The organism is Paenibacillus sp. OAS669 (assembly GCF_014873645.1).
Lineage (GTDB): Bacteria > Bacillota > Bacilli > Paenibacillales > NBRC-103111 > Paenibacillus_S > Paenibacillus_S vulneris.
Map to the genome: position 1 here is coordinate 124,301 of NZ_JADBDR010000001.1, position 23,843 is coordinate 148,143.

Sequence of the window (23,843 nt, forward strand, 5' to 3'; positions counted from 1 at the left end):
TCGCTCACATCCATTGTATAAGGTGATCTCATTTGGACGTTATTAATCAGCTTCTTTTGAACATGCTTATTATTATTACCCCTGTGCTGCTGTATCAACTGTTTTGGGGAGACAGGCAGAACCCGAATCTGACGACAACCAACAAGCGGGTTATTGCCATTTTATCGACAATTATTGCTATATTGTGCATGACATATCCGTTCCGGTTTTCTTCCGGATTTTTTTATGACTTTCGAATGATTCCGTTAACCATATGCGTGATATACGCCGGGTTGGTGCCGTCGATTCTTGTTTTTGTGGCTATTCTTGCCCATCGGATCTATCTCGGCGGGGATATCGCTGCGTTAATCTGCAGTACGGCGCTGCTCATAACCTTGATGTTTGTCGTTACCCGTGCCAAGCCTTATATCGTCAACCAAACACGGTACCGAAATGTAACTGCCGGAGCCGTATTAGGATTAGGGATAGGCATGCTCTCCACCCTCTACTCCTGTATCGCTTTTTGGTTTGCGGGACAGCGGATGGACGTAACGTTTTGGATTTACTTCATTTCATACAGCCTGTTCTATGGCCTTACCCTTGGTCTTGTTATTTACATCATTGAGCAAATAAGAATGAATGTCAGAATGCGCCGTCAATTACAGCAGACCGATAAGATGAATGTGCTCAGCGACCTTGCCGCTTCGTTCGCGCATGAGATTCGAAACCCGATGACCGTTGCCCGAGGGTTCATGCAAATTGTCAAGCAGCCCGACTTACCGGAAGACAAACGGCAGCTTTATACAAGCATGGTTATCGAGGAAATCGATAAGGCTCATTCGATAGTGAATGATTATCTTGCCTTCGCCAAGCCTCACCTGGAAGCGATTGAGCTGGTTGACGCCAAGCAGTTGATCGAACAAGCCGTAATTTCCGTTACCCCTTACGCCAAGCTGTGCCATGTCGATATTGAAACCGAGCTGGACGAGAAGCTGACCATCAGCGCGAATAAAGACAAATTCGTACAATGCATCATGCATTTATGCAAGAACGGGATCGAGGCGATGCCTCACGGCGGAACGCTGAAAATTATCGGGACGCTGCAAAACAGGACTGTCTGCATCGACATCATCGACCATGGGATCGGAATGACACCTGAGGAAATCCGCAGACTCGGCACACCGTTTTACTCTACCAGGGACAAAGGCACCGGCCTCGGTATGATGGTCACTTATCGCGTCATTCAAACGATTCAAGGCAAGATCGATGTCACCAGTGAAGTGGGAAAAGGGACCTGCTTCTCACTCCTGATCCCTTCCCTTCATAACAGCTCCTACCATTAAGATTGCTTGGCCAACACATCCATGACTTGTGCAAACAATGGAATGGATGTGTTTTTTTGATCCGGCTGAACATTTTGGACAAGAACGGCGACCGCATAACGGGGATTTTCTACCGGACCGTACCCAATGAACCATTGGTTGACCTTGTCTTTCCCTTCTCTATCTTTGACTTGAGCCGTGCCTGATTTACCTGCAAGCGTCCATTGAGCTTGATGAAGCGCCTTCCCCGTACCATGTTCAACTACTTCTTCCATCCAGTGAAGCAGCTGCTTGGCCGTCCCAGCAGCAATGCCTTTGGGAAGACCCTCTGCTTGTTTCGGAGATAGTACTTCCATCACCCTGTCGTTTTGGAAGCGCAGTTCCTTCACAATACGAGGCATGCTCACTTTGCCTTCGTGCAGGAGAGTAACGACCATATTCGCCGCCTGAAGCGGAGTCACCAGCACATCCCGCTGTCCAATGGAGGTTTGTGCTTTGACTCCGCCATCCTGCTGAGGCGTATGGGCGGAGAACACCTGTCCCTGCTCTTCAGCATCCCATTCTTGGAAGTCTTCGAGCTGCATAGCCTTGCCTTTCCAGCCCACTTGAACCCCGAGCCCCAATTTATGTGCATACTCTTCGAGCTTCTTTCCTTCAAGTCGTTCGGCTAAAGTGGCGAAGACGATGTTGCACGATTGAGCATAGGCCTCTTCCATCGTCAGCGTTCCATGCCCCTCCTTCTTCCAGCATGTCAACCCGTAGCGGCCAAGCTCTCCATCGCAATGAAACGTCTCACCAGCACTCGCGGCATGTTCCTCCAATGCGGCAGCCGCTGTTATGGTTTTAAATATGGAACCCGGGGCCACAGCTTTCAAGGCCCGATTGCTCCATGCCCCTTTCTCCAGATCAATATGATCGGGGTGAAAATAAGGCCGGCTCGCCATAGCGACGACATCCGAATTCTTGGTGTCCAAGACGACGACAGCACCTTCTTGAACCTGCAGCTTCGACAGGATCTGCTCCACCTTTTGCTGAATCCCTGCGTCCAAGGTCGTCATAACTTTAACCGGATAATAGTCATTCCGGGGGGAGAACATCCTGGTTGCAAGGCCGGGTAAGGGATGCTTGTTGGCATCGGTAAACAAGGAGACCGAAGTCGGTCCGATCCCCTGAAGCCAAGGCTCAAAGCTTTTTTCCAGGCCGGCCCCGCCGATTTTACTGGTGAGCTGAAGCTCTCCTTTATGAAACTGATCTGTGAATTGCTTGGTAATCCGTTCCGGATTCTGGCCGATGAAGCCGAGGACCTGACTGGCTAATACGTTCGTGTCATACCTCTGCTTCCATTGCGTAACTGTTACGTAGGGCAGACCGACCGCTTGGATTTGTTCTATTTGTTCGTTTGTTAATTCAACCGGCTTCTCGTTCACAGACCAAATTTGTGGGGATTTCAAGGATAAGGTAAAGCTTGTCCATTCCTTTAAGGATACATTCAATATGCGAGCCATCCGAGCTTCTTCATCCAGTCGCTTCTTATTTTCCGGGAAATAATGCTGAACCGGAAATACGGTCAGCACAGACAGTTGTTTACCAGTTAAAGGTATCCCGTTTCTGTCAAAAAAATCTCCTCTTCCGCTGTCCAGTACAATTCCTTTTTCCCTTTGAATCACGGAATTTTCAACCAAATCAATATGATGTCCTGTCAAATTCCGGCTGGCAGCTACCTGTACCCAAAATAATCGCCCATTCAGTATCACTAATAAAGCAATGACCAGCAACAAAATGTAAAACATGCGATGCTTCTTTACCCCGATGCGATTCTCCATTCGTCTGTCATCCCTTCGGAACCGAATATTAGCAGTATAAGCTTCTTCCTTCTTATGCAAACACCTGCTTATGAATTATCCGGCCGTTAGACGAGCTTGAGCTGCTGCCGAATACTCTGGTGGGGTATGCCCCTCCGGTCGCAGTTGAAACCCGTGAAATGTAATTAGAATTAGCGGTATACTCCTCCGGGGCATACCTCACCCACCTCCATATGTACCATAGTTCTCGCAAAACAGGGTTTTTCATCAAGCTGGCTAGCGTGCGGCCAGGTCCTTGTCTAAGGCATTCGCTTAAGCATAGGAGACTAGAAAATAAAAAAGCTTTTTTCAAGGCCAGAAGCACGCCCTGAAAAAAGCTTACTGAAGCGAATCTTATAGTTAGATGAACAATTGGATTCGAAAAGTTATACCTCAAATTTGGACAAGGATTCTTGAAGCGAATTGGACAGCTGCTCCAGTTTATCCGACAAGCGAACCAAGCCTGTACTGATGTTCAATTGCTCCGAGCTCAGCGAAGCTACCTCTTGGGAAGTCGCGGAGGATTCCTCGGCAACGGCGCTCACATTGGACATCGCATCGGACAGGACTACCTGGGACGCATTCAAATTATCAATCGATTCCGTCACTTCTGACAATTGGGTAATAAATCCGTTCATATGAGAATGAACTTCTTTAAATATTGAATCCGCTTCTTTTACAGCAACGATCTGCTGTTGGAACATCGGATACGCGTTCGAGAGCGCATTAACCGTTTCATCGATTTCTTTTTGAATTGTTTCCGTCACTTGTCCTACAATAGCAATCGATTGACGGGATTGATCGGCGAGCTTGCGGATTTCATCGGCAACGACCATGAATCCTTTGCCGGCCGCACCGGCGCGTGCCGCTTCAATGGTTGCATTCAAGGACAAAATGTTCGTCTGTTTCGTTAGATTGTTCAGTACATCCAGAATTTTGCGGATCGAGCGCGTGCTTTCCTTCAGATTGTCGACCTTATCAACCATTTCACGCGTCATCGTCTCGGTCTCATTGGTTTTGCCAATCAAATCCGACATATACTGAATCCCTTGCTCACTGGATTGCTGAACGCTGGAAGCTGCCTTACCCATAACCAGATTGGCATCGATAACCGATTTCATCTGGATACTGATATTATGCGTCAATTCGTTGCCGCGCTCCGATTCAACGGCCAAGCTGGAGGCACCACCGGCAATCTCTTCCGTTGCGACAGCGATTTCTTTGGCTGATACAGCCGTTTTCTTGGAGGCGTCGGACAGCTCTGCAGCTGTAGCCAAAACCTCTTGTGCAGAATGGTTCGTTTGCTGTACCAGCTGGGTGATTTTCTCCATCATCTGGTTGAAGCTTTGACCCAACTGGCCGATTTCATCCTGACTGCTGACCTTCATCCGAACGGTCAGGTTCCCTTGCTCCCCTTCTTTCATCAGGTTGCGCAGAGTGACAACCGGACGGCCGATCATTCTTGCTACGAAAATTCCGATAACGACGGCAATCAGAGCCGCTACGATAGCCATTACCCAAGTGATATTGAAGATGACTTTGGCATCCTTCACCAGCTCGGCTACCGGCATAGCACCCATCAGATACCAGCCCGTTTTTGGTGATTTATAATAAACGATTTGCTTGTCCTTCTTGGCTGTCATCGTATTATGAGACTCTTCTGCAAGTGACTCTTTCGCTACATCCAAAGCGGATTTCTCACCGATCATGCTGCGGTCGTTGGAGAAGATGACATTCATGTCCGGGGTTAGAATCAGAGTTTGCCCCTCGTCACCCATTTTGATATCCCCAAGCTCTTTATCGATGGCGTCAACGCTAACTTCCATTAACAGAATCGCCTGCGGCGTGTTCGTCGCCGTGTTTTTCAGCAAACGTCCTAACGCGAAGGTCGAGCCGTTCGTCGCCTCGGAATAGCCTTTGACTTTGGCTTCCAGCCAAGTCGCCTTTCCGTTGTTCTCCACAATCTTTTTGTACCAATCTTCCTGCGCTACGGTTTCCTTGCTCATAGTGCTTCCGGAGCCACTGAGCGGCTCTCCGTTCGCACGAATCAAATGGATTGCTTTAATCGTCTTGTTGGAGTATGTATACACGTTCAGCTTATCGCCGATTTTTTGTCTTAACTGCAAGAAATCATAACTGCTTCGGTTCACACCATCTACTTCAGTCAGCAGCCTCTTCATCTCATCATCCAATAAGATTTGCATGGATAGATCTTCATAGACTCCATACAATAAATCGAGCTTTTGACCTGCTTGGATGATAGTCTGCTCGGATGCGTCAACCACTTTACTTTGAAGCACGCCGCTGGAAATGTTAAACGAAGTAAACCCTACCGTCAGCACGAAAAACAAAATACTGACCAGGAAAATCAGGAACAGCTTCATCCCGACAGACTTCAATGGGTTTTCCAATCGCAAACCCGCCAGCGATCCGGGCGCAGCTTCTTTCAGCGATTGGCCGCTTGATCCTTTTCCTTGTACTTTTCTTGCCTTGAACCCGTTACCGATTTTCTCTGTCCATTGTTTCAATAAAGACAGTATCCCCTTCAAAGGACCCACCACCCTGCTTCTGAAATAGGTTATTCTGCGTAGTTGGGATGCAGTTTAAGCTTACCATGTTATTCGACACGGTCCGCCTATTTCCTCTCAAAAAATCGCTTTCATTGCAAAAAAATAGTTCTGTCGACTTACTAGGATCGCTTTCGTCAACCCACAAACATTTCCATGGTAACACGTAGCATAATATTCTTTTTTTACAACTTTGTCCATGGGCCTTACTTCCTAAAACATAAGAAAAAAGCCCCTGATTTCCAGGGGCTTCCGATAGTTCATCTTGGGATCGCAATTACGCTTTCCCCATTTTTTTACGCATCATGTCGAAAGGCTTGACCGGTTGGTCCACCTTCAGCTTAATTCTTTGCAGCGGGTGGCGGGCAGCATCGAGCTCGACTCCCTCTTCATCGTAAATAGCCGGTACGGTTTGCTTGAAGAAGGTGCCTTTAGGCCCGAAGAACTCAACCTCTTGTCCTGGCTTGAAGTGATTCCGCTGTTGGATCGTCGCTATACCCGCCGCTTCATCATACTCCATCACTACACCCACAAAGTCGTAAGGAGCAGCCTTATCTTCCGGTTCAAAGATATGGTCTTCATGTCCCGGCTCATCATAGAAGAAGCCTGTATTCAGCGGACGGTTCGCCGCCTTTTGGATCTCATACTGCCATTCTGGCTTTAAGGTATAGTTCACCGGGTCTTCGAAGTAGGCGTCGATAGCTTGACGATAGGCATTCACAACCGTTGCTACATAGTGAACGCTTTTCATACGGCCTTCGATTTTGAAGCTGTCTACACCCGAACGGACAAGATCGGGAATATGTTCAATCATGCACAAATCCTTCGAGCTCATAGAGAATGCATTATCCGTCTCGCTGAACAGCGGAAGCTCCTTGATGCCTTCGAGCCGATCCTCTTCGGTGGTGAACAAATCGTATTTCCAACGACAGGACTGGCAGCAGCCGCCTCGATTGGAATCCCGATCGGTAAAATGGTTCGACAAGACGCAGCGTCCCGAATAAGAGCTGCACATAGCGCCATGGACGAATACTTCGATTTCAACATCAACATGCTTCTTGATATCTACAATTTCCTGCATGTTCGCTTCGCGAGCCAAGACGACCCGGTCCACGCCTTCTTCCTTCCAAAACTGGACGGCCTGCCAGTTCATCGTCGATTGCTGAGTGCTCAAATGAATCTCCAGCTTAGGAGCGACACGTTTGCACGCCTCAATAATCACCGGATCGGCGACGATAATGGCAGCTACGCCCGCATCCTGAATGCCGCGCAAATAGTCCTCAATCCCGGCAATATCTTCATTATGGGCATAAATATTCGTTGCAACGAACACTTTGGCTCCGTATCGAGCAGCGAACTCCACGCCTTCGCGCATTTCCTCAAAGGTGAAGTTGTCCGCGTTCGAGCGAAGTCCGTACTGTTGACCGCCGATATAAACCGCATCCGCCCCGTAGTGAACCGCAAATTTCAGCTTTTCCAAGCTTCCTGCGGGAGCAAGCAGCTCAGGCTTTTCGAGGCGTACACGTTTGCCAAGTAGATCTTGCTGTACCAAAGTCATGGTTTCAACCCCTTATTCAATAATATGCTTGTATTCCGATGCATTAATAGACTTGTTCTTTATAAAAGAATCCGAAAGACAGCTCGCGCCGCGGGTCTTGCAGCTCACGGATCGCGTCCATCCACTCTTCCTGAAACGCATACTGCTCCGGATCGGCAAAGTACGCATCGATCGCTTTACGGTAGCTTTGAATCACAGTCAAATTATATTCAAGCGGCTTCAACAGTGGATCGATTCGGAAGCTGTCAATTTGCCCGCCCATCAGCTCATGCAAATCCTCCAGCATACAAATATCGTCCGAGCTCATAATATGGGTTCCGTTGGCATCTTCATAGACCGGGTAGCGCTCATCCTTACGTTCCTGCTCGATAAGGAAAAGCCCATCCTCCTTGCCTGTACTCCGGCGTTGCTCGTGCCCTTGATGCTCCTGATAATTCGTCAGAAGATTCCGTTTGGAATGGTATATATTCGTAATACCGTGGACCTGTACTTCAACTTCCATGTTGGGAAGCTGTCTCTTGATCTCAAGCGTCTCTTCCAAGTTCAGCTCGCGCGCCAGAACGACCCTTGTAGCCCCTTTGGCTCTCCAATAATTCGCCGTTTCATAGTTGGTCGAGGTCATCTCCGCATTCCAATGGAGCGGCAATCCTTGTGCGCCTTGGCGCATAGCAATCAGCACAGCGGGATCCCCGAATACGACGGCGTCCGCCTTCAATTCTTTGACACGGCGTAAATAATCGGCCAGCTCTGCAAGCAGATCATTCTCCATAATTTTGTTGGCTACCACATAAATTTTGGCTCCCTGCTCATGAACCCACGGGATCAGCTCGCTTAGCTCGTCTAGCTTAATCTCCCCCGGCAATCGCATCCCGAATCGGTGCTCGCCTACAGCAACAGCGTCAGCACCCGCTTCGATATAGGCTCTTACCTCTTCCGCCGAGCCGGCTGATATATACAGCTCCGGTTTTCTCATTATACCACTCTCTCCTTATTGGTTCTTTTTGCTTGCCGCAATATTTTGCTGGTGCTGCTCATAGGTTTCTGCGAATAAATGCCCCTTGCTTCCGTCTTTTTTGGTGACATAAAACAAATATTTGGTGTCAGCGGGCTGGATTGCGGCTTTGATAGAGGCTAGACTAGGGCTAGCTATCGGACCCGGAGGCAATCCGGGATGCAAATACGTATTATAAGGGCTTTCTATCTGCAAATCTTTCTCAAATAATCGTTCTTTAGGCTTATCCAGCAAATACTGAACCGTCGCATCAATTTGCAGCGGCATAGATTTGCTCAATCGATTGTAAATGACGCTGGCCACCAGCGGACGCTCCTCGTCCAGAACGACTTCCCTTTCGATAAGGGAAGCAACGGTCATCATTTGATGGACCGTTTGTCCGCGTGAACGGATGCTCTCCTGCCAACCATCGGGAAGCGAAGCAAGCTTCTTGTCCAGCTCGAGCATCATTTGGTCCAGCATATCCTCGATGGGGATATCTTTCTTCCATTCGTACGTTTCCGGAAATAAATACCCCTCCAGCCTGTTGTTCAGCTGCGGATTGTCAGGTATATAGGAAAACGAATGCGCGGTATAATGATTCCCCTCCTGCGCTGCTTTTACAAACAAACCGGCCTCTGTCCCGAACTGCTGATTCACCTTCTCCGCAATTTGCTTGACTGTGAAGCCTTCAGGAACCGTCAATTTGACTCCCTGCTCCTTGATGGTCAATCCTTTGTTCAGTACGTCTATAATAGCGTCCAGCGACATTCCTGGAGTTAACTCATATTCGCCGGCCTGCAGCTTATCCCCTTGCCCTTTGTATTTCAAATACAAGGTGAACATAGTCGCATTAGGAATAAGTCCTGACTGCTCCAGCTTCTGCGCAATGGCTGAAGAACCTGTCCCCGAAGGGATCACTACACGCACAGGCTGATCAGATGAAGGCATCGGCCGGAGCATTTGTCTTGCATACCAACCGATACCGGCTGCACCCGCCAGAAAAACGATTATGATGATTATGGCGATCTTCTTGCCTAACGCCATTCTAGGTCCTGCAGTCACGTTTTCCTTGGGCTCCTTTCACCGAAAGCTATATCTATCTATTGCCATCCAAACAACGAAAAAGAGCGGATTGTCTCCGCTCGCCTCCGTTTGAAAGCAAATTGTCGTTTACTCCATATCGTCTTGCGGGAAGGTCATCTCGTCATAAAGCTCGGACACCATTTCCCACTCGTCATCGTCATCTATAGTCTCGAGTTCAAGCTCACCTTCAGTCGAGGTAACCTTGAAGATCTCAGGCTCTTCGTTCTTGCCTTTCTCAGACTGAAGCACCGCGTAGCTTTGGTCGCCCAGCTGAAATTCGGCCAGAAGCTTGTAAGCAACGGATTGTTCGCGGTCGTCATACAAAATAATATCATCTCCGTATGCGCTGCGCAACTGATTCGTTGGTTTCATATCTTTCAATTCGTACAAAGGATAATCCTCCTGCCTTGACTTAACGGGATTCTTCCTCGTCCTCCGCCGCTTCATCCATCAGCGTGTTGAACGTTTCTTCCACGATGTTCCATTCTTCTTCATCATCGATGGTGTACAGCTGCAAGTCGTCTCCATCCTCCTCGTAGCGGAAGGCATACACTTCATCCGACTCTTCGTCGGCGTCCATCGGAACAACCATCAAATATTTTTTGTCCGAACCGTCTACCTCGAATCTTGCAACCACTTCAAATTCCTCTTCATTGCCATCGTCATCCGGAATAACAATGATATCCAATTCTTCTTCCTGCAGTTGTTCCTCTTTAGACATACCATTCACCTCTTCGATTTGGAATCCATATATCCTTGCAAAATAAGCGCAGCTGCCATTTTATCAATGACCTGTTTCCTTTTTTTGCGGCTTACATCAGCCTCTAGCAGCGTTCGCTGCGCGGACGCGGTAGTTAGGCGCTCATCCCATAAATGGACGGGCATTTGCAAAGCTTGCTGCAATGACTGGGCAAATTCGATACAGATTTCACCGCGCGGCCCAATCGTATTATTCATGTTCTTCGGCAAGCCGACAACCAATTCACTGACACTGTATTGGTCAATGATTTCACGGATTCTTGCGAAATCCCGTTCCACGGTCGTACGACGAATAACTTCGAGGCCCTGCGCGGTCCAGCCGAGCTCATCGCTTAAAGCAATGCCGATCGTTTTGTCTCCATAATCCAAACCCATTAAACGCTGCATGACTTGTAAACTCCCAAAGGCAGGCCCCGGACTTAGTCTCTGCACCCGAGGCCTTGCTTACTCATTACGATTTATGCTGCTGCAAATAGGAACGGACCAATTCCTCGATCAGTTCATCGCGCTCCCGTTTGCGAATTATGCTTCTTGCATTGTTATGACGGGGAATATAAGCCGGGTCGCCGGATAAAAGGTACCCCACAATTTGATTGATCGGATTATAGCCCTTCTCCTGTAACGCGTCATATACCGCCAACATGACTTCCTTGGGCGATGTTTCGATTTCTTCCGCTTTTACGTTAAATTTCATCGTTTTATCCATCGAACTCATCCCAACACCCCCTTAGAAACATAAATGTAAAGCATAGCTGACAACAGCCGATATCATCTTATATTCGCTGTTTGTCGAATAATTCCTGTTGACAAAGCAAATTTATTTTAGGCTTGCTTGAATTTTTACGCCGTTACCTGTGCAACCAGCTTCTCGACTTGCTGAAGCGCTTCTTGAAGCTTGGACGCGTCTTTGCCTCCCGCCTGCGCCATATCCGGACGTCCGCCGCCGCTGCCGCCTACGATTGCCGCTGTTTCCTTGATCAGCTTGCCGGCATGGAAGCCTTTGGAAATCAAGTCTGGCGTTACGGCCGCCACAAGGTTCACTTTATCCTCGGATGCGGCGCCGAGCACGATAATCGCTGAGCTGAGCTTGGCTTTCATTTGATCCAGGATGCCGCGCAGCGATTCCATGTCTCCTGCGCTTACTTGAGCAGCCAGTACCGGCACGCCCTGGACATCCTTCACCTGATCCGTCAAGGAGCCGGCTTCAATTTTGCCAAGCTTTGCCTTGAGCGACTCGTTCTCGCGGGACAGCTCCTTCAGTTGTGCGAACAGGCCGTCAATCCGCTTCGGCACGTCCTGAATGTTGGCTTTTAACAATCCGGCAGAGTCGCGAAGCAGCTGAAGCTGCTGATCCAAATACTCATACGCATTGCGTCCGGTTACTGCCTCGATCCGGCGAACACCGGAACCGATGCCGGACTCACCGACGATTTTGAACAAGCCGATTTGACTAGTATTGGCAACATGGCATCCGCCGCACAGTTCCAGGCTGTAGTCGCCTACCTGCACTACACGGACGACATCGCCGTATTTTTCACCGAACAGGGCCATTGCTCCCATTGCTTTGGCTTCAGCAATCGGCTTCAGCGAAATGTTGAGCGGCGTGCTTTTCCAAATTTGCCGGTTAACGCGCTGCTCAATATCCTGCAGCTCCTCCGCACTAATGCTTCCGAAATGCGAGAAGTCGAAGCGCAGACGCTCCGGAGCTACCAAGGAACCCGCCTGGTTGACATGCTCACCCAGCACTTCCTTCAACGCTTTGTGCAGCAAATGGGTCGCCGTATGGTTTTTGATAATATCGTCGCGCAGCTCCTCGTTAACAGACGCCTGTACGGTATCTCCTTTGCGGAGAACGCCGGATTCGACCGTTACGGTATGGACGTGCTGGCCATGAGGCGCTTTCCCAACATCATCGACACGCAGCGTAAGCTCCCCTGCCGTCATCACGCCATGATCGCTCACTTGACCGCCGCTTTCGGCATAGAAAGGCGTTTTATCCAGAATGACCTGGCAGGTTTCGCCCACGCCGACCAAGTCGACGAATTGATTCTCATGAACGATAGCAATCACTTTAGCAGTTGTTACCAATTCAGTATACCCAACAAACTCACTTTTAACCGTGTAGTCGGACAACGGTCCTCCTTGAACCTGCATGCTGTCCGCATCCTTACGTGCTTCCCTTGCGCGGTCACGCTGCTCCTGCATGGCGCGGTCAAAGCCTTCTCTATCTACCGTCATTCCTTTTTCAGCGGCGAAGTCCTCCGTCAAGTCAAACGGGAAGCCGTAGGTATCATACAGCTTGAAGGCATCCGGGCCGCTGATTTGCGTGCTGCCTTCTTTGCGTGCCTTCTCCGTCATTTCCGCCAGGATCATAAGCCCGTCGGACAAGGTTTCGTGGAAACGCTCTTCTTCCGTACGGATTACTTTCTCGATGAACTCGCGCTTTTCCACCACTTCCGGATAGTAAACGCCCATGACCTCTCCAACAACAGGCGTCAGAGTGTACAGGAACGGTTTATCCATTCCAAGTACTTTTCCGTAGCGTACTGCGCGGCGAAGCAGGCGGCGAATGATGTAGCCCCGGCCTTCATTGGATGGCAGCACCCCATCGCCTACAGATAAAACTACGGTACGGATGTGGTCTGCAATAACCTTCAAAGCGACGTCGTGATCTTCATTCTCATTATATTTCACCCCTGCCAGCTTGCAGGTCTGTTGAATAATCGGCTGGAACAAATCGGTATCGAAGTTGGAATCCACATTCTGCAATACACTCGCAAAACGCTCCAAGCCCGCGCCAGTATCAATATTCTTGTTAGGCAGCGGCGTGTAGCTGCCGTCTTTGTTATGGTTGAATTGGGAGAACACCAGGTTCCACACTTCCAGGAAGCGTTCGTTCTCTCCTCCCGGCCAGCACTCAGGATCGTTCAGGTCTCCGTAAGCGTCGCCGCGGTCATAGAAAATCTCCGTACAAGGTCCGCAAGGTCCCTCGCCGATATCCCAGAAGTTATCCTCCAGCTTGTAGATACGTTCTTCAGGCAGACCGATTTTCTTGTTCCAGAATTCGTAAGCTTCGGTATCCTCGGGATATACGGTTACCGACAGAAGATTCGGGTCCATTCCCAGCCACTCTTTGCCGGTCAAGAACTCCCAAGCCCAGGTGATCGCTTCTTCCTTAAAGTAATCTCCGATGGAGAAATTGCCCAGCATTTCAAAAAACGTGTGGTGACGGCGTGTTTTACCTACGTTTTCAATGTCATTGGTACGAATACACTTCTGGGAATTGGCAATGCGCGGATTATCAGGCACAACTCGTCCATCGAAATAAGGCTTTAATGGAGCCATACCCGCGTTGATCCATAAGAGCGACGGGTCATTGTGAGGAACAAGCGGAGCACTCGGCTCGATCTTATGTCCCTTGCTTTCGAAAAATGCCAACCATTTGGAGCGAATTTCACTGGCTTTCATAATTGTTGATCCTCCTACTATATAGTCTGTTTTTGTGATAACTCCGTTCCGTCAGCAGACGGATGCAAGCCTTGTACAAGGACCCGCCTTTTATCAAATGCAATCCCGTTAAGCCGCCAGCTGAGCCCACAAAAACTATCTTAACAACAAAAAAACGCCCCTGCTGACAGGGACGAATCGATCGCGGTACCACCCTGGTTACTGCCCAGCTGCTTATGCAAGCGCATTGATGCCTACCTGCCTGCAAGCTGCACAATCTCCTTATTAGACGAATAACGAGTCCATCCGGCGGATTTGTTCCGCACTCCGAAATGAGCTTTCGGCCATCCTTCATGGAAAGGCTCTCTCAGCTAGTCCCCATCATGGATGCGGACCAGAGCCTCTTCTCTGGATCATGGGCTATGGCTTACTGAATTTCATCAACGCTTTTAATTATCCATTTTTTGCAGTAATTAAGGAAATTATATACGTTTCACGATATCCATGTCAACTCGGCAGCAGCTTGCTTCGACATTACAGACAACGTTTCTTTTACATTAGATATCGCAAATAGATGTAGATGTTCGCAATGACAATCGATAAGAGCATAAGCGGAAACGCGACCTTGAAAAAAGTCATAAAGGAAATAGGATGCCCTTCCCTTCCGGAGATTCCTGCGACGATCAGATTCGCGCTGGCTCCTATAAGCGAGCCGTTGCCTCCCAAACAAGCGCCTAGCGCCAGGCTCCACCATAAAGGCTCCAAATTCGTAATCCCCATTGTTCCCATCTCCTGAATGAGCGGGATCATCGTGGCGACAAACGGGATGTTATCGAGAAATGCGGATGCGATTGCGCTCAGCCACAGGATAAGGATGGCCGATTTGGTTACGTCCCCGCCGGTAATGCCTATGGCATATTCCGCAAGGGCTGCTATGACCTCCGTCTCGACAAGGCCGGACACAAGCACGAACAAACCGACAAAGAAGAAGATCGTCGTCCATTCTACCCGATGGAACGCCTGCTCAAGAGCGTGCTCCCCCGTTAATAACAGCAGCAGGAATGCGCCAGCTAAGGCGACGGTAGCCGATTCCAGATGAAGGACTTGATGCACAAAAAATCCAAAGACCGTCAAACCGAGTACCGTTAGGCACTTCACCAGCAGCCTGGTGTCGGTAATCTCCGACCTTTCATCCATTTCCATGATGCCTTGACGCAGCTCATCCGTGGTTTGAATCTTCTTGCGGTAGATCAGAACGAAAAAGGGCAGCGTCGCCAGTAAAATCAAGATCGAGATCAGCGACAAATTATTGATAAACGCCATGAACGTAAGTTCCTTGACGGCGCTGCCAATCATGATGTTGGGCGGATCTCCGATTAACGTAGCGGTTCCCCCGATATTGGAGGCCATAATTTGCGAGATGAAATAGGGAATCGGTGTTACCTGAAGCTTTCTCGTGATGCTAAGCGTAACCGGCACCATAAGCAATACGGTCGTTACATTATCCAGAAAGGCGGAGCCTACCGCGGTAACCAGGCACAATACGACGAGAATCCTGACAGGATGTCCTCCCGCCTTCTTGGCCGACCATACGGCTATATACTTGAATAAGCCTGTATCCGCTGTGATGCCGACGATAATCATCATGCCGATCAGCAAGCCGAGCGTATTAAAATCGATGTGATGTACCGCTGTTTCCTGGCTTACAATTCCTAATGCCACCATCAGGATGCCGCCTATCATCGCTACGATGGTACGATGAATTTTCTCGCTAATGATGAGTGCATAAATGACTAGAAAAATTCCGATGGCAATCCATGCTTGTTGATCCATGTTGACCCTCCTTAGAGTTTTCGATAGAAAACTTGCTTCGTAAGCACTACTGAGTTTGCGAAGCAAACTTGCTTCGAAAGCGTTACTGAGTTTGCGAAGCACTTACCGTATGCCTGAAAACGGCAAAAAGGAGCCCTTGGTGACAGGCTCCTCCAAAAAACATATGCATATGCACTTGTACCGCTTATTTTTCAGCGCTTATGGTAATACGCATCAACCCAACAATGGTTCCAGAAATTTCTGCCATTATGCAAAAAGAATGTTAAGTCGTTCTGCGGTGGATGTAGTACATTAACACATGCTGCAGGATCACCTTCATGACCGCAAAGAAAGGAACTGCCAGGATCAGCCCGATCACACCGGCCAGCTCGCCGCCTACCAGCAAGGCGAATATAATGACCAGAGGATGCATTTTGAGCGATCTTCCTACCACCTGCGGGGAAATAACATTCCCCTCGAGGATTTGGCAAATGGCATTGACGATAACGACCATCAGCACCATTTTCAATGAAATGGTAGCAGCCATGATGATGGCCGGCGCAGCCCCGAAAAAAGGTCCCAAATACGGGATAATATTAAAGATCGCTACCCCCAGTGCCAGCAGCAGCGCATAAGGCATCCCGATGATCCAATAACCGATATAAGCCAATACCCCGACTATCATGCATACGAGAAATTGACCTCGGATATAGTTACCGAGCGCCGTGTCCATTTCAACGAGCAGTGTCACGACCTGCTTACGCTTGGCTTTCGGCACGATAGCCAAAGCTGTCTTCTCGATAAGCTGAAAATCTTTGAGAATGTAGAACGCCAGGAACGGAATAATGAAAGCGATAAATACCATATTAATCGTGCTTCCAATTCCGTCTATATACTGCGAAATGGCTAACGAAATGCCGTTCTCCAGCTTCGCCAGCGACTGGTTGATCCCGGTACGTACGCTGTCGGGCAAAAATTGCACGCTATTCATTCCGTCCACGAACCCTTGGGCTTTCATAGCCAGCTGAGGCAAATGGTTATTCAGCTGCGCCAACTGGCTCATAAACATGGGAATCACATTCATCAGCACGACAGTGGTCGATAGTATGAACACCGCATAAATGAGCAGCACGGCGACCGTTCTGGGCACCTTCCTCGCGTTCAGCAGGGAAACGACCGGATTCAGCACATATGAAATGATCATTGCTATTATAAACGGAGCCAGAATTTCTTTGAGGAAGCCGTAGATCGCCACGATCATTGGACGAATTTGCAGCAAAAAGAATAGGATCAATAAGCTCAACAATATATAAACAAGAACCGTAAACAGATGGCTCTTATAAAATCGTTCCATGCGGATCACCTGCCTCGGAGCACGTTCTTTCCTACTCTTACAGTATATGTACAACCCTGGAATCTTAATCCTAGACACCCGACAATTGTGCTTGAGGCGATCATATCTTGAATGCTGCAGAATACAATGGTTAATAACACGACGTCCACAATATACCTATCACGAACAATAGAACCACAAAACGGGCGCTACCCATCGAAGCTGTTTTACGTTACTTTGCGAGATCATGCCCTGAAATCTTATAAATCCACGGCACAAAAAGACCGGCCCCAGCAAAACGCTGAGACCGGCCGTATGTCGTTTGTCTAATCCCTAACCGATGGGTTAGTTGGCATGGACTTGAGGCATTTCTTCTTCGAAAAATAAATCATCAAGGGAACTGAGCGTTCCGTCTTCTTCAACCTGATAGACGGACATTTTTTCACCGTTCACCGTCAGCTCAATGAAGCATCCCCAGCAATAAAACTGATGGGAGCCGATTTTGCCGATATCTTTGGAATTGCAATTTGGACAACGTAGCATCTGAATCACCCTATTCTTCAATTGGTATTATACTTTCCTCCAATGTATCATTGCAGTGAACGGGTACGATAATCGCGTCTTTACCTACAGTAACGGAATCAGGCAAAGGAAGCCATTTGCGCCCTTCCTTCAAATCGGAGATAAAACCTTCTGTCAATTCGTAGCCTATTACCTTTTTACCCCTATTTTGATCCAAATAAACATCGTCAACGATACCTAGCTGCTGACCGTTTATTGTTAAGACGGGCATGCCCTTTATTTTCCTGTCTCCGTTAACCAATGAGGTATAACTTTGCTCTTCATCCAGACGGCTGATAACTTCTTCATGTTCAATCGTAATGGCGTCCTCGCCCAAAGCGATAACGTCTTTCCACATAACGCAGCTTGGAGCGGCAAACCAATGTTTCGTCTCCAGAAGTACGGCTTCAACCTGCCAAGCGTCGCCGAGCAGTAAATCCTTGGCCGTACCTACCTGCTTACCGGATTGTACGCAAAATATCGGCAAACCGATCACGTCACGCGCTCTTTTCAATGGAGACTTCCTCCTGAAGCAGCTAGTTAAATAAACATTTGTTTACTATGTACTACGGACTCGGTTTACGATGGTTGCAATTTTTTGAGCTGCCGTTTCAATTTGTTCCAATGTATTTCCGCGGCCGAAGCTAAAACGTATTGCGGAAGCCATCCGTTCCTCGGGAAGATCCATAGCCTTCAAAACGTGAGATACTTCCAGGGACCCTGAAGTACAAGCGGAGCCGCTAGCGGCCGCTATTCCCTCGAGATCCAAATTCATCAGCATAGTTTCCGTCGACACACCCGGAAAGCTCATATTCAGGATATGGGGAACATGCTCTGTAGGATGTCCGTTGACCACAGCCTGCTCGCTGCCGAGCTGTTGTTGAACCCTCGAAATCATCTCGTTACGTAGTTTTTCCAAGTTTTGTTGCTTTTCATACATGTCCTGGCTCAAGATTTGGACCGCTTTGGCGAAACCCGCGATGGCGGCGACGTTCTCCGTTCCAGGACGGCGCTTGCGTTCCTGATTGCCTCCATACAGAAGAGGCTCTATTCTTGTTCTATTAGCTGCATACAGCGCTCCGATTCCTTTGGGGCCATTAATCTTATGTGCGGAAAAGCTCATGAAATCAACCGGAAGACGGCTCAAATCCATACGGATATTCCCAAGCGCCTGCACGGCATCCACATGAAAATAAATGCCGCGTTCCCGCGCCATCATACCGATTTCCATAACGGGCTGAATCGTTCCGACTTCATTATTAGCGTACATAATGCTTATCAATATAGTATCCGGGCGAATCGCTTGCTCTACATCCGCAATGCGCACGCGTCCGGTGATGTCGACAGGCAAATAAGTAACCTCAAAGCCCTGCCGTTCCAAATGCTCGCAGGCATGCAGCACGGCATGATGCTCGGCTTGGGTTGTAATAATGTGCTTCCCTTCAGATGCCCTGGCATAGGCAGCACCAAACAAAGCCATATTATCGCTTTCTGTTCCACCGCTTGTGAAAATAATTTGGGAAGGCGCGCAGCCGATAAAGGAAGCTAATGTATCCCGCGACTGATGGATAACGGAACGGGCTTCTCTTCCTGCGCTATGTGTACTGGAGGCGTTCCCGAAAGTTTGTGTATATAGGGGCAGCATAGCCTCGACAACCTCCGGATGAACCGGCGTTGTCGCAGCATGATCGAAGTAAATAAACGTCATATCCGTGCTCCGTTAGATTATATGTAGAACATATAATTATCGTTTTGTCCTTCATCCTTATAGGATATCAGGTCCTGCAAAGATGTAGAGTCGAGAACCTCGGCAATGCTGTCGCGGATACGAACCCACAGGTCGCGTTTGGCCGGATCATCTTCTTCGGTAAAGTCGACCGGACTGATCGGACCCTCAAGCACCCGAATCACATCGCCCGCGGAAATGTCTTCCGCAGTTTTCGATAATATATATCCCCCATAAGCGCCGCGAATACTTTTAACCAAGCCCGCATTCCGTAAAGGCGCAACCAATTGCTCCAGATAATGCTCGGAGAGCTGGTGCTTCTCGGCAATACTTTTCAAAGAGGTAGGGCCTTCACCATATCGGGTAGCCAATTCCATCATGATGGTTAATCCGTAACGGCCTTTGGTAGAAATTTTCAAATAAAGCACCTCATTTACATTTCATACATTTTGGTATCCTTTATATCGTAACATAAAACCCAGTAAAGTGGGAGAAAAAACTTGACATATTCATGAAATATTTTATTATTCGAATAAACCTATGTATAATACAAGAGATACGACTTTCCTAAGCTCTGATGGTACTCGTCAGATGCTGGAACGAATCAACTTGAACAGCCTGAAATTGTCCGCTGCTTCGAGCTTAAGGTCGAACAAGCTGTAAGGAGGGGTAACCCGCATGAATAGTAAAACACGTGTCGTCCTCGGTATGTCCGGCGGAGTCGATTCTTCCGTTTCCGCACTCCTGTTGAAGGAGCAGGGCTACGAGGTTATCGGCGTTTTCATGAAAAACTGGGATGATACCGACGAATTCGGTCACTGCACCGCAGAAGAAGATGCGGAGGACGTTCGCCGAGTATGCGATCAAATCGGTATTCCCTATTATACGGTAAATTTTGAGAAACAATACATGGACAAGGTGTTTCAGTATTTCCTGGATGAATACCGCAAAGGAAGAACGCCGAATCCCGACGTGATGTGCAACCGCGAAATCAAGTTCGGTGAATTTTTGCAAAAAGCTCTGGAGCTGGGCGCCGATTATATCGCGACAGGCCATTACGCAAGAGTCGAGCAAAAGGACGGGCTCTTCCGCCTGCTCCGTGGGGTAGACAGCAATAAGGATCAGACGTACTTCCTGAATGCGTTGAATCAATACCAGCTGTCCAAGGCCATGTTCCCTATCGGCCATCTGCCGAAGCCGGAAGTTCGTGCCATCGCGGAAAAAGCAGGTCTAGCCACCGCCAAGAAAAAAGACAGCACCGGTGTATGCTTTATCGGGGAACGCAATTTCAAGGAGTTTCTGAGCGGCTACTTGCCTGCAAAGCCTGGAGATATGCGCACGCTGGAAGGCGAGCTGAAAGGGCGTCATGACGGCCTGATGTATTATACGCTCGGCCAGCGGCAAGGGCTCGGCATCGGAGGCTCCGGCAGCGGTGAGCCTTGGTTCGTCGCCTCCAAGGACCTGGAGAACAATATTCTGTATGTCGTTCAAGGCGAAAAGCATCCAAGCCTGTACTCGAGCGGGCTGCGTGCAACGGATCTCAATTGGATCAGCGGCAAGCTGCCTGAATCTCCCATTCGCTGCACGGCTAAATTCCGTTATCGCCAACCTGACCAAGGGGTCACGGTTGCTTTCGGCAATGACGGTACCTGTGAGGTCACTTTCGATCAGCCGCAAAAAGCAATTACTCCCGGACAATCCGTCGTGTTCTATAACAGGGAAGAATGTCTCGGCGGAGCTACCATCGATGTCATGATTCCTTAACATTGCCGGTTGGAAGGGACAAAAAGGGTCACTTTATGGGAATCCATAAGGTGACCTTTCTTTGAATGTATTTATTTCAGGATTTTCCCCGTAAAGTACCTACCTGGTTCGGCCTCGAAGCCAAGGCTCTGCTTTGTGAGGTTTCTCCAATGCTATATGCTGACAGACGGGTTCTCCGAGTGAGGATGCCCTTTCCCTCTCTTTTTCACCACAATTCTCGAAATGCGAAGCTGGTCCGTTTCATCGATAATAAAATCATAATGGTCATCATAGCGGATACGCTGGCTTTTTCTAGGGGGCATTTCCACTTGGGAATAGACCCAGCCGCCGATCGTATCATAATCGTCTGATTCAATCTCCAATCCGAAATAGCTGTTCACCTCTTCAATAAGCAAACGTCCGTCAATGGAATGCGTCACATCGTCCTTTTTTTCGATTTGCGGACGCTCCTCGTCAAACTCATCCTGAATCTCTCCAACGATTTCTTCAATGATGTCCTCGAACGTTACGAGGCCAGAGGTTCCTCCGTATTCGTCGATCAATAGGGCCATTTGAGTCTTTTTCTTCTGCATGAGCTTCAATAGCGCGCTGATTTGCATCGATTCGGGCACTTTGGTGATGGGGCGAACGATACTGAGAATCTGATCGATGTCCTGGTCGGATTTCAGCAAATCCTTGATGTGGACAAAGCCGATAATATTATCTTTGTCCGGATTGCAGACCGGATATCGGGTATGCATTTCAGTAATAGCAATCATCCGGTTTTCTTCGTAGGACAGGTCCGCGTATAGGCAGATCATCTCGGTTCTCGGAATCATGATCTCACGGGCGTTGGTCTCCGCAAAATCAAAAATATTGTCTACGAGGGTGAATTCGGTATTGTCGATAAGACCGCTCTTGTTGCTCTCCTTCATCAGAACACGAATTTCTTCCTCGGTGTGTACGGTATGGTGTTCATCTGCCGGTTCTATCCCCGCCTTACGAAGCATCCAGTTCGAGGTGCCGTTTAAAAACCAGATCAGAGGGTACATGAGCTTGTAAAATAAAATGAGAGGTCCGGCAGACAGCAAAGTAACTCTCTCTGACATGCGGATGGCGTAGGTTTTGGGGAATTGCTCTCCCAGCGTGATGTGAAAGGCGGTAATGATCGTAAAAGCGATGACAAAGGAGATCGTATGAATAACCGCAGTGGAAAGCTGCAGCGGACGCAGCGCCGGCTCAAGAAGCCTGGCGATCGCGGGCTCGCCTATCCAGCCCAGCGCCAATGAGGCTAGCGTGATGCCCAGCTGGCAGGCCGATAAGTAACCGTTCATGTTGCTCACGATGGTCTTGGCGAATCTGGCGTTCCGGTTTCCTTCCTGCACCAGCGCGTCAATGCGGCTGTTGCGGACTTTGACCATGGCAAACTCAGCAGCCACGAAGAAGCCGTTCAATAACACCAGAAATAACACGAGACTAAAATTCCATATCGCGGGTAACGGGTCACCATCCATCAATACGTTCCCTATTCCCCCGTTTAAAGGTGAATAGGTACACCTCCCTTTGGTTTATATTGTAAATTATATATTAATAAGCTATACAGTCAAACGGTGTGCTATGCCCAAAAATCGTGAAGATAACGTATAAAGGCTTGAACCATTAGGCAAAAACGGCCGAAAAAAGCATCATTCGGCCGTTTTTGCTGTTCATCAAGCTTCTAGTGTTATCGGGAAGGGCCTCTGTTATTTCTGCGAAGCTCCTGATTATGCCTGATCTTATCTTCCATACCCTGCTGAGACGCTTCATAAAAATGCTGACCGACCAGCGGTCCGGGCACATATTGCTGCTCCACATAATGACCCGGGTAGTCATGGGGATATTTATATCCCTTATGCCCGAGCTTCTCCGCGCCGGCGTAATGCGTATCCCGGAGATGCATAGGCACCTCTGCCGAGCCGATAGCGTCGAACGCGGCCATCACCCTGCTGATCGCCATCGGGATGGCGTTCGATTTGGGGCTCTCTACTGCGAACAGGATCGCCTGAGCGATCACGTACTTCGATTCGGGCCAGCCAATCTTGTGGTAGGCGTCCATGGCGGATACGGACTGCACCATGGCTTGGGGATTGGCCAGCCCGATATCCTCGCTGGATGCGACGATCAGACGACGCAGGAAGGTCATCGGATCCATGCCGAGCTTCTCGACGGCATAGAGGAACCAGAACAGCGCGGCGTCGCTGGAGCCGCGCACGCTTTTGTGGAAGGCCGACAGGACGTCGTACTGCGTCGACTCGTCGGCCTTCACGATGCGGCGCCGGATCGACTCCTCGGCGACCGCAAGCGTCACGCGCACCGCCCCGTCCTCAGCAGGCGGGGTGGTAAGCGCGGCAAGCTCGAGCGCATTGAGCGCGCGGCGGATATCTCCGCCGGCCATCTGCGCCAAATGCGAGAGCGCGTCTTCATCGGCCTCGATCGGCAGCATGCCGAGGCCGCGTTCACGATCGCTGAGCGCACGCCTCAGCGCCATGAGGGAATGCTCATGCGTCAGCGCATGCAGCTCGAAAAGCGTCGAACGGGACAGCAGCGCCCCGTTGACATGGTGAAACGGGTTCTCCGTCGTCGCACCGATAAAGACAATGATTCCCTGCTCCACGGCAGGCAGCAGCGCATCTTGGCGGGAGGTGTTGAAACGGTGAACCTCGTCGAGGAACAGAATGGTTTTACGTCCATACAGCTCCTTGTTCGTTTTGGCCTGTTCAATCACATCCCGGACATCCTTCACCGAAGCGTCGACTGCATTCAGCTTCACGAACGCCCCCTGCGTCGCATGGGATATAATATGAGCCAGCGTCGTCTTCCCTGTTCCGGGAGGGCCATAGAGCAGGATGGAGGTCACCTGATCCGCCTCAATGGCCCGCCGGAGCAGCTTGCCCGGTCCCACAATATGCTCTTGACCTATATATTCATTAAGCGTAACCGGCCTCATTCGGTCCGCTAGCAGCTTGCCCGTCTGATTCTGCTCAGCCGCTAATGAGAACAAATCCATACCATCACTACCTTTATATGAAAACTGTAATAGAGCATGCACGGTTGTGTACCATACATGCTCTATTATAAA

20 protein-coding genes are annotated in these 23,843 nt (G+C 49.2%); 2 read left to right on the forward strand and 18 right to left on the reverse strand.

What is annotated here, in order from left to right:
• Positions 1–32: 32 nt before the first annotated feature.
• Positions 33–1,322 (forward strand): ATP-binding protein, encoded by a 1,290-nt coding sequence (locus tag GGC63_RS00485; RefSeq protein ID WP_192700673.1) that lies wholly within the window; start codon positions 33–35, stop codon positions 1,320–1,322.
• On the opposite strand, the gene GGC63_RS00490 is transcribed toward GGC63_RS00485, so the two are convergent.
• From GGC63_RS00490 to cymR, 16 genes are all read right to left on the reverse strand, one after another.
• On the reverse strand, positions 1,319–3,124 hold the full coding sequence (locus tag GGC63_RS00490) for a peptidoglycan D,D-transpeptidase FtsI family protein (protein WP_192700674.1): 1,806 nt from the start codon (positions 3,122–3,124) through the stop codon (positions 1,319–1,321). The genes GGC63_RS00485 and GGC63_RS00490 overlap by 4 nt on opposite strands.
• A 404-nt stretch (positions 3,125–3,528) precedes the next feature.
• Entirely contained in the window at positions 3,529–5,526 is a 1,998-nt protein-coding gene (locus tag GGC63_RS00495; RefSeq protein ID WP_192701367.1) for a methyl-accepting chemotaxis protein, read from the reverse strand.
• 460 nt (positions 5,527–5,986) lie between these two features.
• Positions 5,987–7,267 carry a peptidase U32 family protein gene (locus GGC63_RS00500; protein ID WP_192700675.1) on the reverse strand — a complete coding sequence of 427 codons (1,281 nt, stop codon included), beginning with the start codon at positions 7,265–7,267 and terminating at the stop codon, positions 5,987–5,989.
• 43 nt (positions 7,268–7,310) lie between these two features.
• Positions 7,311–8,243 (reverse strand): peptidase U32 family protein, encoded by a 933-nt coding sequence (locus GGC63_RS00505; protein WP_192701368.1) that lies wholly within the window; start codon positions 8,241–8,243, stop codon positions 7,311–7,313.
• 12 nt (positions 8,244–8,255) lie between these two features.
• The gene (mltG, locus tag GGC63_RS00510; protein ID WP_318780956.1) at positions 8,256–9,323 is read right to left on the reverse strand and encodes an endolytic transglycosylase MltG; all 1,068 of its coding nucleotides are present in this window, start codon (positions 9,321–9,323) and stop codon (positions 8,256–8,258) included.
• A gap of 108 nt (positions 9,324–9,431) precedes the next feature.
• Positions 9,432–9,734, reverse strand: coding sequence for a DUF1292 domain-containing protein (locus tag GGC63_RS00515; protein ID WP_225947845.1), 303 nt, complete (start codon positions 9,732–9,734; stop codon positions 9,432–9,434).
• Between the two features lie 22 nt (positions 9,735–9,756).
• Positions 9,757–10,065 carry a DUF1292 domain-containing protein gene (locus GGC63_RS00520; RefSeq protein ID WP_079912946.1) on the reverse strand — a complete coding sequence of 103 codons (309 nt, stop codon included), beginning with the start codon at positions 10,063–10,065 and terminating at the stop codon, positions 9,757–9,759.
• 5 nt (positions 10,066–10,070) lie between these two features.
• Positions 10,071–10,490 (reverse strand): Holliday junction resolvase RuvX, encoded by a 420-nt coding sequence (gene ruvX / locus GGC63_RS00525; protein ID WP_192700676.1) that lies wholly within the window; start codon positions 10,488–10,490, stop codon positions 10,071–10,073.
• Between the two features lie 64 nt (positions 10,491–10,554).
• Positions 10,555–10,818 (reverse strand): IreB family regulatory phosphoprotein, encoded by a 264-nt coding sequence (locus tag GGC63_RS00530; RefSeq protein ID WP_028549809.1) that lies wholly within the window; start codon positions 10,816–10,818, stop codon positions 10,555–10,557.
• Between the two features lie 125 nt (positions 10,819–10,943).
• Positions 10,944–13,571: an alanine--tRNA ligase gene (gene alaS / locus GGC63_RS00535; RefSeq protein ID WP_192700677.1), complete on the reverse strand. Its 2,628-nt coding sequence runs from the start codon at positions 13,569–13,571 to the stop codon at positions 10,944–10,946.
• Positions 13,572–14,102: 531 nt separating this feature from the next.
• Entirely contained in the window at positions 14,103–15,383 is a 1,281-nt protein-coding gene (locus tag GGC63_RS00540; protein ID WP_079912943.1) for an ArsB/NhaD family transporter, read from the reverse strand.
• 262 nt (positions 15,384–15,645) lie between these two features.
• On the reverse strand, positions 15,646–16,716 hold the full coding sequence (locus GGC63_RS00545) for an AI-2E family transporter (RefSeq protein WP_079912942.1): 1,071 nt from the start codon (positions 16,714–16,716) through the stop codon (positions 15,646–15,648).
• A gap of 324 nt (positions 16,717–17,040) precedes the next feature.
• Entirely contained in the window at positions 17,041–17,238 is a 198-nt protein-coding gene (locus tag GGC63_RS00550; RefSeq protein ID WP_028549805.1) for a hypothetical protein, read from the reverse strand.
• 10 nt (positions 17,239–17,248) lie between these two features.
• Positions 17,249–17,770 carry a PRC-barrel domain-containing protein gene (locus GGC63_RS00555; protein ID WP_192700678.1) on the reverse strand — a complete coding sequence of 174 codons (522 nt, stop codon included), beginning with the start codon at positions 17,768–17,770 and terminating at the stop codon, positions 17,249–17,251.
• Positions 17,771–17,815: 45 nt separating this feature from the next.
• Entirely contained in the window at positions 17,816–18,964 is a 1,149-nt protein-coding gene (locus GGC63_RS00560; RefSeq protein WP_192700679.1) for a cysteine desulfurase family protein, read from the reverse strand.
• A gap of 17 nt (positions 18,965–18,981) precedes the next feature.
• Positions 18,982–19,401, reverse strand: a complete 420-nt coding sequence (cymR, locus tag GGC63_RS00565; protein ID WP_079912939.1) for a cysteine metabolism transcriptional regulator CymR — start codon at positions 19,399–19,401, stop codon at positions 18,982–18,984.
• Between the two features lie 259 nt (positions 19,402–19,660).
• Here cymR and mnmA point away from each other — a divergent pair, with 259 nt between their 5' ends.
• Complete coding sequence (gene mnmA, locus GGC63_RS00570; protein ID WP_192700680.1) at positions 19,661–20,746, forward strand: tRNA 2-thiouridine(34) synthase MnmA; 1,086 nt, start codon at positions 19,661–19,663, stop codon at positions 20,744–20,746.
• Positions 20,747–20,898: 152 nt separating this feature from the next.
• Here the strand turns inward: mnmA and GGC63_RS00575 are convergent, their stop codons facing one another.
• Both GGC63_RS00575 and GGC63_RS00580 read right to left on the reverse strand, forming a co-directional pair.
• Complete coding sequence (locus tag GGC63_RS00575; protein ID WP_192700681.1) at positions 20,899–22,239, reverse strand: hemolysin family protein; 1,341 nt, start codon at positions 22,237–22,239, stop codon at positions 20,899–20,901.
• Between the two features lie 209 nt (positions 22,240–22,448).
• Positions 22,449–23,771: a replication-associated recombination protein A gene (locus tag GGC63_RS00580; protein WP_192700682.1), complete on the reverse strand. Its 1,323-nt coding sequence runs from the start codon at positions 23,769–23,771 to the stop codon at positions 22,449–22,451.
• Between the last annotated feature and the right edge of the window lie 72 nt (positions 23,772–23,843).

Coding starts and splice junctions, on each gene's coding strand:
- GGC63_RS00500 (WP_192700675.1), bottom strand. CDS start 7,267: ATGACTTTGGTACAGCAAGATCTACTTGGCAAACGTGTACGCCTCGAA.
- GGC63_RS00560 (WP_192700679.1), bottom strand. CDS start 18,964: ATGACGTTTATTTACTTCGATCATGCTGCGACAACGCCGGTTCATCCG.
- GGC63_RS00490 (WP_192700674.1), bottom strand. CDS start 3,124: ATGGAGAATCGCATCGGGGTAAAGAAGCATCGCATGTTTTACATTTTG.
- alaS (WP_192700677.1), bottom strand. CDS start 13,571: ATGAAAGCCAGTGAAATTCGCTCCAAATGGTTGGCATTTTTCGAAAGC.
- GGC63_RS00580 (WP_192700682.1), bottom strand. CDS start 23,771: ATGGATTTGTTCTCATTAGCGGCTGAGCAGAATCAGACGGGCAAGCTG.
- GGC63_RS00530 (WP_028549809.1), bottom strand. CDS start 10,818: ATGAGTTCGATGGATAAAACGATGAAATTTAACGTAAAAGCGGAAGAA.
- GGC63_RS00520 (WP_079912946.1), bottom strand. CDS start 10,065: ATGTCTAAAGAGGAACAACTGCAGGAAGAAGAATTGGATATCATTGTT.
- GGC63_RS00545 (WP_079912942.1), bottom strand. CDS start 16,716: ATGGAACGATTTTATAAGAGCCATCTGTTTACGGTTCTTGTTTATATA.
- GGC63_RS00575 (WP_192700681.1), bottom strand. CDS start 22,239: ATGGATGGTGACCCGTTACCCGCGATATGGAATTTTAGTCTCGTGTTA.
- mnmA (WP_192700680.1), top strand. CDS start 19,661: ATGAATAGTAAAACACGTGTCGTCCTCGGTATGTCCGGCGGAGTCGAT.
- ruvX (WP_192700676.1), bottom strand. CDS start 10,490: ATGCAGCGTTTAATGGGTTTGGATTATGGAGACAAAACGATCGGCATT.
- GGC63_RS00540 (WP_079912943.1), bottom strand. CDS start 15,383: ATGGATCAACAAGCATGGATTGCCATCGGAATTTTTCTAGTCATTTAT.
- GGC63_RS00495 (WP_192701367.1), bottom strand. CDS start 5,526: ATGAAGCTGTTCCTGATTTTCCTGGTCAGTATTTTGTTTTTCGTGCTG.
- GGC63_RS00550 (WP_028549805.1), bottom strand. CDS start 17,238: ATGCTACGTTGTCCAAATTGCAATTCCAAAGATATCGGCAAAATCGGC.